The sequence below is a fragment of the Bradyrhizobium sp. USDA 10063 genome (assembly GCF_054063735.1).
Map to the genome: position 1 here is coordinate 3385807 of NZ_JBSSGP010000002.1, position 13072 is coordinate 3398878.

9 protein-coding genes are annotated in these 13072 nt (G+C 64.2%); 4 read left to right on the forward strand and 5 right to left on the reverse strand.

All coding sequences use genetic code 11. From position 1 onward, the window contains the following. Window positions 1-225: 225 nt before the first annotated feature. Together ACVJGD_RS18380 and ACVJGD_RS18385 are read left to right on the forward strand one after the other, a co-directional pair. Window positions 226-1794 carry a DUF4403 family protein gene (locus ACVJGD_RS18380; RefSeq protein WP_456640286.1) on the forward strand — a complete coding sequence of 523 codons (1569 nt, stop codon included), beginning with the start codon at window positions 226-228 and terminating at the stop codon, window positions 1792-1794. Window positions 1795-1957: 163 nt separating this feature from the next. After that, window positions 1958-3169 carry an ABC transporter substrate-binding protein gene (locus ACVJGD_RS18385; RefSeq protein ID WP_456635670.1) on the forward strand — a complete coding sequence of 404 codons (1212 nt, stop codon included), beginning with the start codon at window positions 1958-1960 and terminating at the stop codon, window positions 3167-3169. A 46-nt stretch (window positions 3170-3215) separates the two neighbouring features. Here the strand turns inward: ACVJGD_RS18385 and ACVJGD_RS18390 are convergent, their stop codons facing one another. The 4 genes from ACVJGD_RS18390 to ACVJGD_RS18405 form a co-directional block, all read right to left on the reverse strand. Next, complete coding sequence (locus ACVJGD_RS18390) at window positions 3216-4133, reverse strand: MBL fold metallo-hydrolase (protein WP_456635671.1); 918 nt, start codon at window positions 4131-4133, stop codon at window positions 3216-3218. 158 nt (window positions 4134-4291) lie between these two features. After that, window positions 4292-5506, reverse strand: coding sequence for an acyl-CoA dehydrogenase (locus tag ACVJGD_RS18395; protein ID WP_456635672.1), 1215 nt, complete (start codon window positions 5504-5506; stop codon window positions 4292-4294). 93 nt (window positions 5507-5599) lie between these two features. Beyond that, window positions 5600-6673, reverse strand: coding sequence for a 3,4-dihydroxy-2-butanone-4-phosphate synthase (gene ribB / locus ACVJGD_RS18400; RefSeq protein WP_456635673.1), 1074 nt, complete (start codon window positions 6671-6673; stop codon window positions 5600-5602). A gap of 247 nt (window positions 6674-6920) precedes the next feature. Then, window positions 6921-8651 (reverse strand): cation:proton antiporter domain-containing protein, encoded by a 1731-nt coding sequence (locus tag ACVJGD_RS18405; RefSeq protein ID WP_456635674.1) that lies wholly within the window; start codon window positions 8649-8651, stop codon window positions 6921-6923. A gap of 106 nt (window positions 8652-8757) precedes the next feature. On the opposite strand from ACVJGD_RS18405, the gene ACVJGD_RS18410 reads away from it, so the two are divergent. Both ACVJGD_RS18410 and ACVJGD_RS18415 read left to right on the forward strand, forming a co-directional pair. Beyond that, window positions 8758-9243: a DUF3124 domain-containing protein gene (locus ACVJGD_RS18410; protein WP_456635675.1), complete on the forward strand. Its 486-nt coding sequence runs from the start codon at window positions 8758-8760 to the stop codon at window positions 9241-9243. Between the two features lie 61 nt (window positions 9244-9304). Continuing rightward, window positions 9305-10546, forward strand: coding sequence for an aminotransferase-like domain-containing protein (locus ACVJGD_RS18415; RefSeq protein ID WP_456635676.1), 1242 nt, complete (start codon window positions 9305-9307; stop codon window positions 10544-10546). A gap of 922 nt (window positions 10547-11468) precedes the next feature. Here ACVJGD_RS18415 and ACVJGD_RS18420 read toward each other — a convergent pair. Then, window positions 11469-13046, reverse strand: coding sequence for an alkaline phosphatase D family protein (locus ACVJGD_RS18420; protein WP_456635677.1), 1578 nt, complete (start codon window positions 13044-13046; stop codon window positions 11469-11471). Between the last annotated feature and the right edge of the window lie 26 nt (window positions 13047-13072).

The window sequence follows — 13072 nt, forward strand, 5'->3', positions numbered from 1 at the left end:
TCCACGATGGGGCCATCCGTGGGGACAGAACCCCCACCCGCCGCTACGCGGCGACCTCCCCCGCAAGCGGGAGAGGTGAACCCGCGGGCATACCGTTTAACCAAGTAACATCACGACCGCCCGGCCCAGAAACGCCGCAGCGCGGACACCGATCCGCCTCACTGGCGCATCTTTCGCCTTCCCTATAATAAGCGAATCGGGGGTTCTTCTCGATTTGGGGGAATGATGCGTCTGCCGATGCATCCGAAGACGATACTGATCGGCGCAGCGGTTATTGCGGCGTCGTTCCTACTCAGCCTGAAGGCTATGGACTGGCTGGCGCCGCGCGCCGCTGTGCCAGCACCGCCGCTTGCCGAATTGCCGCCGCTGCCACCGGCGCCGCGCAGTTCCGTGGTGATGGCGCCCGTCGCCGTTGCGCTGTCGGCGATCCGCGAGGCCGCCGACCGCGGCACGCCGAAGAATTTCGGCGGCAAGGCCGACAATCCAGTGCAGCAGATCCTGGAGAATGCCGATATCGGCTGGACCGCTTCGCGCGGGCCGATCGCGGCAACAGGGGCGCAGGACGTGCTGTCGCTCGCAACGCCGCTGACCGGCATGCTGAACGTCACGGGCTCGCTGTCGGCGAAGGCGACGGGCGCGATCGGCGACGCGCTCGGCAGCCTGCTCGGCGCCAATGCCGCCAAGCAGATCGGCGGCATCAATATCAAGCAGATCAATGCGAATGCCGAGATCAGGGGCAATGTGGTCATCACCTCGCGGCCGCGGCTTGCCGCGGCTTGGCGCATCGAGCCCAATCTGCAGGGACAGGTCAATCTCGGCGACACCAGCCTTTCGGTCGCGGGCGCCCGCGTCAACGTGCCGGCGCAGGTCAAGCCGCTGATCGACAAGACCGTCGCCGAGCAGCTCAACGCCGCTTCGACGCGGATGCGCAACGACCCAACCTTCGAGCAGAATGCACGGGCACAATGGGCGAAAGCCTGCCGCTCGATCCCGCTGCAAGGCGCGGGTGCCATCGCCAATATGCCGCCGCTGTGGCTGGAGCTTCGCCCGATCCGTGCGCTGGCGGCGCAGCCGCGTGTCGACGCGTCCGCGGTGACGCTGACGCTCGGCATCGAAGCCGAGACCCGGATCACCGAGGCGCCGACCAAGCCGGACTGCCCGTTCCCAGCGACGATCACGATCGGACCGCAGACACCGGGCCATGTCAGCATCGGCATGCCCGTCGACATGTCCTTTGTGTCGCTGACAAAGCTTCTGGAAGCGCAGCTCGCCGGCAAGACCTTCCCGGAGGACGGCTCCGGTCCCGTCGACGTCACGGTCAAGCACGCGAGCGTGGCGGCCTCCGGCGATCGCCTGTTGATCTCGCTGTTGGTGAGCGCGAAAGAGAAGAAGAGCTTCTTCGGCCTCGGCGCCGAGGCCACTGTGCACATCTGGGGACGGCCGGTGCTGGACCAGGCGCAACAGATCGTGCGGCTGACAGATATCGAGCTGGCGGTCGAATCCGAGGCCGCCTTCGGCCTGCTGGGCGCTGCGGCGCGCGCAGCGGTGCCGCAGTTGCAGCGCGCACTCGCGGAGAAGATGACCGTCGACCTGAAGCCGTTCGCGAGCAACGCGCGCGAGAAGCTCGCCGCCGCGATCGCCGATTACCAGAAGAACGACGATGGCGTGAAGGTTTCGACCGAGATCACGAGCCTGCGACTCGCGGGCATCGCCTTCGACTCCAAGACGCTGCGCGTGATCGTGGAAACCGAAGGCGCGATCGACGTTTCCATCAGCAAGCTCCCGGCGCTGTAGTTCACCTCCCCTTGAAAAGGGGGAGGTCGGTCTGCACATTCACGCATCGCGCAGACCTCCCCTGCGCCTTGTTCGCAGTCTTGTGCTTTGCCGCTTCTATGGCACCGGATAGAACTGGCGGCGTTAATCAAAGCCCTTAACAAGAAGCCAGGGAGAAGAAACGATGAAATCGCTTGCGGCCGCCCTTGCGGCGGGTCTCGCGCTTGCCGCCTCCAGCGGCGCCGCCAATGCCCAGATTTCCGACGACGTGGTCAAGATCGGCGTGCTCACCGACATGTCCAGCCTCTATGCCGATGCCACCGGCAAGGGCTCGGTCGCCGCGGTGCAGATGGCGGTTGCCGATTACGGCGCCAAGGTGAAGGGCAAGCCGGTCGAGGTGGTCTCGGCCGACCACCAGAACAAGCCGGATGTCGGCGTCGCGATCGCCAGGAACTGGTACGATAACGAGAAGGTCGACGCGATCTTCGACGTGCCGACCTCCTCGGTCGCACTGCCGATCTCGGCGCTGACGCGCGAGAAGAACAAGATCAACATCAATTCCGGCGGCGGCTCATCCGACCTCACCGGCGTCGCCTGCTCGCCCAACACCGTGCACTGGACCTATGACACCTATGCGCTGTCGAATGTCGCCGGCAAGGCGATGGTCAAGCGCGGCGAGGACACCTGGTTCTTCGTCACCGCCGATTATGCCTTCGGCATGGCGCTGCAACGCGACGCCGCCAACGTCGTCAAGGAGAGCGGCGGCAAGGTGCTCGGCGAAGTGCGCCACCCGCTCAACACCTCCGACTTCTCCTCCTTCCTGCTGCAGGCGCAGGCCTCGAAGGCCAAGGTCGTGGCGCTCGCGAACGCCGGCGGCGACACCACCAACGCGCTGAAGCAGGCCGCCGAATTCGGCCTCACCCAGGGCGGTCAGAAGATGATCGCGCTGTTGCAGGAGATCACCGACACCCATTCGCTCGGCATCCAGGCCACCCAAGGCCTGATCGTCACCGACGCCTTCTACTGGGACATGAACGACGAGACGCGCGCCTTCTCGAAGCGCTTCAACGAGAAGGTCGGGCACATGCCGACCATGATCCAGGCCGGGCTCTATTCGGCGACGATGCATTACCTGAAGGCGATCGAGGCCATCGGCACCGACGGGGCGCCGAAGGTGATGGCGCAGATGCGGGCGACGCCGGTGAACGACTTCTTCGCCAAGAATGGCAAGATCCGCATCGACGGGCGCATGGTGCATGACATGTACCTGTTCGAGGTGAAGAAGCCCTCGGAGTCCAAGGGCGAATGGGACCTCTACAAGCTGCTCGCCACCGTGCCCGGCGACGAAGCGTTCCGTCCGCTCGACAAGGGCGGGTGCCCGCTGGTGACACACTGACGCGACAGCGAATGGCGGATGGGCCGTCCCATCCGTCATTTTCTCCTCACGCCAACCGGTACGTTCCCCCGATCACCGGATCCCCGTCGGTCGTGACGATCCCCCGCGCAACGAGATCCTCCAGATGCGCCAGCACGGAATAGCCGGCGGCACCGGTTAGCCGCGGATCGAGGCCGATATAGATCGCCCGCACCATGGTCGGGATATCGGTCTCGCCCTTGGCGAGGCGATGCAGGATCGAGGCTTCGCGCGCCTTCCGGTGCCGCGCCAGGTAGCGGACGTAGCGCGGCCCTTCGGTGATTTCCGGGCCATGGCCGGAGAAATAGAGTTCCTCGGGCCGCTGCTCCAGCCGTTCCAGCGACGCCATGTAGTCGATCATCGATCCGTCCGGCGGGGCCACGATCGAGGTCGACCAGCCCATCACGTGATCGCCGACGAAATTGATGCCGCGCTCCGGCCAGGCAAACGCGAGGTGATTGGCGGTATGGCCCGGCGTCGCCACCGCCTCCAGCGCCCAGCCGGAACCTTCGATCACGTCGCCGTTCTTGACCTCGATATCCGGCCTGAAGTCGCGGTCGGCACCGGACTCCGGATTATGCTTTTCGCTCTCGAACCGCGGCCGCGAGGCGCGGTGCGGACCCTCGGCATAAACAGGCGCACCGGTTGCCTGCTTGATCCGCGCGGTGTTCGGCGAATGGTCGCGATGGGTGTGGGTGACCAGGATATGCGTCACGGTCTCGCCGCGCACGGCATCCAAGAGCGCCCTGGCATGCGCTTCGTCATCCGGACCCGGATCGATGATCGCGACATTGCCCTTGCCCACGATGTAGCTGACCGTGCCGGTGAAGGTGAACGGGCTCGGATTGTTGCAGAGGACGCGCCGCACGCCGGGGCGGGCTTCTTCGACCACGCCGGGCTGCAGCGGAAAATCGCGATTGAACGGGATGTCGTCGTTGTCGGCCATGGGGATTTCCTATCCACGTCCGTCATACCCCGCGAAGGCGGGGTATCCAGTAGTCGCCGGCACGGAAAAGAAATCGAGATGCCGCAGAGTACTGGATCGCCCGCCTTCGCGGGCGATGACGGCGCTATGCGGGGCCACGTTCGCGCCCCTCTACACCATTACGAAAACGCCTGGATGCCGGTGATCGCGCGGCCCAGGATCAGCGCGTGGACGTCGTGGGTGCCCTCATAGGTGTTCACGGTTTCCAAATTCGCGGCGTGGCGCATCACGTGATACTCGATCTGGATGCCGTTGCCGCCGTGCATGTCGCGCGACATGCGGGCGATGTCGAGCGCCTTGCCGCAATTGTTGCGCTTGACGATGGAGATCATCTCCGGGGCCATCTTGCCCTCGTCCATCAGCCGGCCGACGCGAAGCGAGGCCTGCAGGCCGAGCGCGATCTCGGTTTCCATGTCGGCGAGCTTCTTCTGCACCAATTGTGTCGCGGCAAGCGGGCGGCCGAACTGCTTGCGGTCGAGGGTATATTGCCGCGCACGGTGCATGCAGTCCTCCGCGGCGCCCATGGCGCCCCAGGAGATGCCGTAGCGGGCGCGGTTGAGGCAGCCGAACGGCCCCTTGAGACCGGAGACATTGGGCAGCAGCGCGCTCTCCGGCGCCACCACGCCATCCAGCACGATCTCGCCGGTGATCGAAGCACGCAAGGACAGCTTGCCGCCGACCTTCGGCGCGGAGAGGCCCTTCATGCCCTTCTCCAGGATGAAGCCGCGGATCTGGTTGTCGTGCGCGGCCGACTTCGCCCACACCACGAAGACATCGGCGATCGGCGCGTTCGAGATCCACATCTTGCTGCCGGTCAGCCGGTAGCCGTCCGAAACCTTCTCGGCGCGGGTCTTCATGCCGCCGGGATCGGAACCCGCATCCGGCTCGGTCAGGCCGAAACAGCCGACCCATTCTCCGGTGGCGAGCTTGGGCAGATATTTCTTGCGCTGGTTCTCATCGCCATAGGCATAGATCGGGTACATCACCAGCGAGGACTGCACCGAGTTCATCGAGCGATAGCCGGAATCGACCCGCTCGATCTCGCGCGCCACGAGGCCATAGGCGACGTAGCTCGCATTGGCGCAGCCATATTCCTCCGGCAGCGTCACGCCGATGAGCCCGAGTTCGCCCATCTCGTTGAAGATGTCGCGGTCGGTTTTCTCCTCGAGATATGCGTTGATGACGCGCGGCAGCAGCTTGTCCTGCGCGTAGGCGCGCGCGGTGTCGCGGATCATGCGTTCGTCTTCGGTGAGCTGGTCATCGAGCAGGAACGGATCATCCCACTGGAAAGAAGCCGCTGCCGGCTTGTCCTTGGCCTGAGGGCGCACGCTCATGAAAATCCCTTTCGCATCGTTTCGGAATTGTCCGATAAATTAAAGCGCCGTGAGTAGAAGCGCAATTGCATTGGGTTCCCGGAATGACGGCATCTAGCTCTCAAGCTTCTCGTTCGAAACGATCTCGATACCGAAACCGGACAATCCCTTGTAGTCGTGCACGGATGACGTGAGGTTGCGGATCGAGGTGACGCCGAGATCGCGCAGGATCTGCGCGCCGACACCGACCTCGCGCCATTGCCGGTTGCGATCGGCCTCCGCAGTCTGCGTGCCGACGGGCTCAACGGGAACACCCGCGGCGCCATCGCGCAGATAGACCAGCACGCCGCGGCCGGCCTTCTTGAACTGCCGCAGAACGGCTTCCATGCGCGCCCCGCCGGTAAAGATGTCCTTGACGATGTTCGGCTTGTGCAGCCGCGTCAGCACATTCTTGCCGTCGCCGATGCCGTTATAGACGAAGGCGGCGTGCATGATCTCGTCGAAGGGCGAGCGGTAGGCATAGCCCTGCAGCGGGCCGATCGGGCTGTCGGTCGTGAACGTCGCGACCCGCTCGATCAGCTTCTCGCGGGCCTGGCGATAGGCGATCAGGTCGGCGATCGTGACGTGCTTAAGGTTGTTGGCGGCGGCAAAACGGGCGACCTGCTCGCCCTTCATCACTGAACCGTCGTCGTTCATCAATTCGCTGATGACGCCGACCGGCGGCAGGCCGGAGAGCTTGCAGAGGTCGACCGCGGCTTCGGTATGGCCGGAGCGCAGCAGCACGCCGCCGTCGCGCGCGATCAGCGGGAAGATGTGGCCCGGCCGGGCAAAATCATTGGCGCCGGCGTTGGGATTGGCCAGCGCGCGGCAGCAGGAGGCGCGCTCGTCCGCCGAAATGCCGGTGCCGCCATCGGGCTTGTAGTCGATCGAGACGGTAAAGGCGGTGGTATGGCTGGAATCGTTGTGTGCGACCATCGGGTCGAGCCGCAGCCGCCTCGCGTCGTCGGTGGTGATCGGCGCGCACACGATGCCGGAGGTGTGGCGGATGATGAAGGCCATCTTGTCGGCGGTGCAGAGCGAGGCCGCGACGATCAGATCGCCCTCGCCTTCCCGGTCATCATCATCCGTGACGACGACGAGTTCACCCTTCGCAAAGGCTTGCAACACTTCCTGGATCGTATCGGCCATGTCTCAAAATCTCGCTTTGTGCTGGCAGTGCATTAGCCGGAACCGGCAGCCCACGCCAGCATCAATCCGCAGGTTAATTGCACCTCCCCCGCTTGCGGGGGAGGTCGACGCGCGAAGCGCGGCGGGTGAGGGTTCTCTCCACACGGAAAGTCCCATCGCGGAGACACCTCACCCCGGCCCTCTCCCGCAAGCGGGAGAGGGAGCACATCTCCATTGCCGCAGCAGCTCGACCTAGTCGCACTATGCCTCAAGGCAACACCTCGCGGCGCTCGGCGAGCTGCGCATCCATCTCGGCGCGCTTCTCTTCCAAAAGGCCGGCATCCGCCGCTTCGATCACCGAGAACAGCTCCTTCGCATCGCTGAGCCGCGTCACCATCGCGTAGTCGGCCCCGGCGGCGTAGAGATCGTTCACGTCGGCCAGGAGATCGGCGGTCGCGACGATCTTGGCGGTCGGATTGAGACTCCGGACGTGGCGGACCAGCTTCTCGTTGTTGGCGCCGACCAGGAGCGAATCCGGCACGCTCAGGATGATGATCTCGGCCTTGCCGATGCCGGCATGCACCAGCGTATCGACATTGCTGATATCACCATAGATCACCTGCAGACCGCGATCTTTCAAGGTCCTGAACACCAGCGGGTTGAAATCGATGACGCTGATCTGCTCCAGAAGCGCCTCGTTCTGCCGCTCGATCTGGCTGAGCAGGGCGCTTGCGGCACGGAAAAAGCCCAGGATGACGATCCGGCGGCTCTCGCCGTGGCCGCCCTCGCCGCCCCCTTCCGCAGGGTGCCCCTGGTCGAGGTCGTGGAGCCCGATCCGCTTGAGCGGCCCGATCAGGGAACGGGTGATCTCGCCGCTCCTGGTCATCACGAAGGTGCTGAGCACCGCCAGCACCACGAAGGCGAAGGAGGCCGCGCTCGACGTCGCCGTGGAGATGTGCCCGGCGGCGACGCCGGTCTGGATCACCACCAGCGAGAATTCCGAGATCTGCGCCAGGTTGATCGCCGGCAGCAGGCTGGCCCTCAAGCCCTGCCTCATCAGATAGAGCGGCGTGAACGTCGTGACCAGGCGGCTCACCACGGTGAACGCCGCGATCGCCAGCGCCAGCCCGATCACCGAAAGGCCGGGAACCGGAATGGTCATCCCGAGCGCGACGAAGAACAGCGTGATGAAGAAATCGCGGAGGGTCGTCACCTTGGCGGTGACGTCGAGCGCATAGGGGAAGGTCGACAGTGATACGCCGGCAACCAGCGAGCCCATCTCGCGTGACAAATGCAGGCGTTCGGCGACCTCGCCGATCAGGAAGCACCAGGCGAGCGCGCCCAAGAGGATCAATTCGGGGCGCCGAGCGATCTGCTGGAACAGCCGCGGCAACACGTAGCGGCTGAGCACCAGCGCCGTCGCCACCAGCACGCCGACACGCAGGATCGAAAGCAGGATGATGCCGACCTGGAGATTGTCGAGGCTCGGCTGCACCGCCAGGAACAGGATCGCAAAGATATCCTGCAGCACCAGCACGCCCAGCGTGATGCGGCCGGGCAGCGTATCGAGCTCGCGCTTCTCGTAGAGCACCTTGACGATGATCACGGTCGAGGAGAGCGCGCAGGCGACGCAGAGATAAAGCGCGTCGAACTTCCCGCCGCCGCCCATCGACAGCCCGATGCCGACGAAAAACAGGATGCCGAGCAGGCAGCCGCCCAGGAGCTGACCGCCGGCCGCGAACAGGATCACCTTGCCGGCCCGGACGATCTTCTTCAGGTCGATCTCGAGCCCGATCATGAACAGCATGAAGATCAGGCCGAGCTCGGATATGACGCTGATCGATTCCTGGGACTTGACCCAGCCCGTGCCGAATGGACCAATGAAAAACCCGGCGATAAGGTAGGCCAGGATCAGGGGCTGCCGGGAGAAATGAGCTAACAGGCCGAGCACCCAGGCGAACAGGATGCTTAAAGTAATATCACCTATAAGTTCATGCATGTCTTGGGGCTTCTCCTCGTCGCAACCTAGAGACCCAAGCACGGGGGTCAAACGAGCAATCTGTCACATCCGCGCCCTTAGCCTGTTTTTCGCGATTCTGGCATCGTTGATCGCATCCCGTCCCTGCACGGCACAAACTGGCAACATCGAGCAGGGTTTTGCGGGTTCGCTGACGGCTGTTCCCATCGAGAATCCCGCTGTCTCCGGCTCGTTCTATGTCCCAGTCTATTCCAGTGTCTCGATGAGCCAAGGCAGGCTCAGGGCCGATTTCTCGGTGACGTTGAGTGTCCACAACACCTCCGAAACCAAGCCCCTGATATTGAAGCGGATCGCCTATTTCGACACCGAAGGCAAGCTGGTTGAAAGCTACCTCAAGGCGCCGATTGCGCTGAAGCCGCTTGCGACCATCGAGGTCTTCATCGCCACGTCCGACGTGCGCGGCGGCACCGGCGCCAATTTCGTGGTGGACTGGGCCGCAACCGGCGAGATCGCCGAACCCGCGGTCGAAGCGCTGATGGTTGGCAGCGTCGGCCCGGGGCATTATGCCTTCATCAGCCAGGGGCGACCGATCAGGATCGTCGGCAAGAACTAGCAGGAAGGCCATCGACTTTCTCTTGGCCTTCTCAACGACAACAACACGGGAGTGAATGTCCATGTCCGCCTCAACCCAATTCGATTTCACGCCGCTGTTGCCTGCCGGCCTGCCGGCGCCGGCCGCAAAATGGACCGGGCTTGCCAGATACAGCTTCGTCGGCGGCAACAACGATCCGGACGGGGTTCCGGTCGACGGGCTGATCGAGGCGGTCAATGCGGTGTTGAAGCGCGAGGGCAAGGCGCTCGCGACCTACAACCTCGCCCACGGCCCGCAGGGCTATCGGCCCTTGCGCGAATTCCTCACCCAAAAGCTCAAGCGCGATGCCGGCATCGATTGCACGGCCGACGACATATTGCTGGTCTCCGGCTCGCTGCAGGCGCTCGACCTCGTCAACCACACGCTGCTTGCGAAGGGCGACACGGTGCTGATCGAGCAGGAGACCTATCAGGGCTCGCTGAACCGGCTCACGCGGCTCGGCGTCAATGCGGTCGGTATTCCCCTCGACCAGGACGGCATCCGGATCGACGCGCTGGCGGCCGCGCTCGCCGACCACAAGCGGCGCGGCGTCACGCCGAAATATATCTACACCATCCCGACCGTGCAGAACCCGACCGGCACGATCCTACCCGAGAGCCGCCGCGCCGAGATGCTGAAGCTGTCGCGCGACTATGGCGTACCGATCTTCGAGGACGATTGCTACGCCGACCTCACCTGGAGCGGCAAGCGTCCGCCTGCGATCTACGCCATGAGCCAGCAGGGAGGCGTGATCCATATCGGTTCGTTCTCGAAATCCATCGCGCCCGCCTTGCGCGTCGGCTTCATCGTCGCGCCCTGGGAGGTGATGTCGCGGATGCTGGCGCTAAAGACCGATGCAGGCTCCGGCGCGCTGGAGCAGATGGTGCTCGCCGAATATTGCACGCCGCATTTTGCAACCCACGTGCCGGAGCTGACGCGCGGCCTGCGCGCCAAGCTCGATACGCTGATGGAGGCGCTGGGCGAGCAGTTCGGCACCGTGGCGGAGTTCGAGGAGCCGAAGGGCGGCATCTTCCTTTGGGTCAAGCTCCCGGATCATGTCGATACGCTGAAACTCTACCAGGCAGCGCTCGCCGCCGGCGTCTCCATCAACCCGGGACCGGAATGGTCGACCAACAAGGCCTGGTCCGGCAGCCGGCTGCGGCTGTGCTTCGCAAGCCCGTCGCATCAGCAGATCCGCGAAGGCGTGGCCGTGCTCGCCGAAGTGTGCCGTCGCGAGTTCGGCGTGCCGACACGCAGCGGCAATATCGAGCGCGCGCAGGGCTGAACGCATTCTGAGCCATGCTTGCTGAAAATGATGAGTTTTGCTGCGCTCTACCCATCCTACGATGTCGTCCTTGCGAAAGCAGGGACCCATAACCACAGGGAGGTGTTGTGACGCCAGCAAGTTGTTGCAGCGGAGCGCATCACAAAGGCCTGTGGTTATGGGTCCCGGCTCAAGGCCGGGACGACGTGGGGACAGGTTCGGATTCAAATGTCAAACAGCGGGAGGATGTGACTCTGCATTCTCGCGGCGCGTTGCGCCCGAGGTTTGCGTCTCGTTTCACCCTCATCGAACAGAGGGCGCAGGGAAAGCCGGGTGCCGGTTGCACCCGTGGGCCCCGTGCAACAAAAAGCACGGGGGTAGGACCACAGGTCAACCGAAGCAACTCCGGCTTTCCCTGCGCAGTGGTTTACGGCTTACTTCGTGCTCTTCCCGGTGACCGGGCTTTCTTGCCACCGTCATCTCTCGCGCAAATTTTGTTTGCGCAAAAAACTTAGCGCCAGCGTCGGGGCGCCAGAACCACACGACTTCGCCGTCCGCGGATGTTGCGTTCGTCTGTCGCAACAGCCGCGTCCACCGCATCTCACCGCAACGTTCGTGACGATCGCGATCCGCCCCTCATCTGGGTGAGACGCGCGGAGTTAAATCACTGATTTGCCCGACGGCGAAAGCGAAATGTTTTTTGCGCGAGGACTGGACGGGGCAAATCACTTTGGAATTGCTGGTGAATTTTCTCTCGTCATTCCGGGGCATCGCGAAGCGATGAGCCCGGAATCCATGTCCCCGCCTGTGCATGCGGCCCTATGGATTCCGGGCTCGCGACTTCGTCGCGCCCCGGAATGACGGAGAGTGAGACACCCGCGGCCCATCCCTCGAGACGCCGCTTCGCGGCTCCTCGGGATGAGGTCGGAAGGTGGCGGCAAAGTCAGATATGCTCGGCCATGATCTCGCCGGGCCGCGCATCCGGCCGCGGCTCAATGTCGACCGACCAGAGGTCGCGGTTGTCGACGTCCTTCAAGGTGACCGTCATGACCTCGCTGTCGCCGTCGATGTCGACGCGGCCGAAGAATTGCAGGCCGAAGCACGGGGCAAGGTTGTCGCCCTGCTCCGCGCTGCAGCCTTTCTGATACATCGCCTTCGGGCCGAACGTGTTGTCGAGCACGCCGGGCGACCAGGTGCCGGCGTGCAGCGGGCCGGAGACGAATTCCCAGAACGGCTCGAAATCCTGGAATACTCCGCGGTTCGGATCGTAATGATGGGCCGCGGTGTAATGCATATCGGCGGTGAGCCAGACCGTGTTGCGGACGCCGGCGCGCTTCATGAAGGACAACAGATCGGCGATCTCATGCTCGCGCCGCTCCGGCGCACCGTCGCCGAGCGCGACCGCATCCAGGCTGATGAGGCCGATCGGCAGGTCCGCGGCGATCACCTTCCAGGTGGCGTTGGAAGCGACCAGTTCGCGCTTCAGCCACGCGAGCTGCGCCTTGCCGAGGATGAAGCTGTCGCGGCCCTCGCCCTTGTTCCAGGTGGAGTCGCGATAAGAACGCATGTCGATCAGGAAGACGTCGAGCAGCGGGCCGTAGGCGATCCTGCGATAGACGCGGCCGTCCTGCGATAGGATAGCGCGCGTCGGCATGAATTCGTGAAACGCGCGCCGCGCCCGCGCCACCAGACGCGACGAGCCGTCCTCGGCATAGCCGGTCTCATCCGCGCTGCCGATCGGCGACCAGTCATCGCAAACCTCGTGGTCGTCCCACTGCGCGAACATCGGCACCTCCGCATGGAAGGCGCGGAAGTTCGCATCACACCAGTTGTATTTGTAGTTGCCACGGAACTGCTCGAGGCTGCGAGCAACGGTCGACTTCTCTTCCGTGACGATGTTGCGCCAGAGCGTGCCGTCCGGCAGCGGCAACTCTGACGGCACCGGGCAATCGGCATAGATGTGGTCCCCGGAATGGATGAAGAAATCGGGACGGTTCTCCAGCATGGTGCGGTAGCTGCGCAGGCCGCCGCGGGCGGGATCGATGCCCCAGCCCTGCCCCACAGTATCGCCGGACCAGACGAAGGAGATCGATTGGCGCGTCACCGGCGCCGTGCGGAAACGGCCGCCCCTCGCCTCGCCCGCGAGTCCATCGCTCGATTCAAAGCGCACGCGATAGAAGATGTCCTGTCCCGGCGGCAGGCTGTCGAGCAGGAGCTTTGCGGTGAAGTCGGACGACGGCAACGCGTCCGCGGAAGCCGTGCGCAAAATGGTTCTGAAATTTTCGTCGGCGGCGCATTCCACCCGCATCCGCGCGGCCCGGTCGGCACGCGACCAGATCACGGCGGCATCGCTGGAGACGTCGCCCGATTGAGTTCCGCACCGAAGCTGCGGGCGATCGGCGGCGCGGCTGAGATAGGGCTTTGCGAGGGTGCCGAGACTTGCGAGTGCGGCAGTCGAAGCTGAACGGATCAGAAGCTGGCGCCGGGTCAGGCCGCGCCTGGCACGTGTCGCGATCGCCATTGGGCAGGACCTCCGTCGAATCGCGA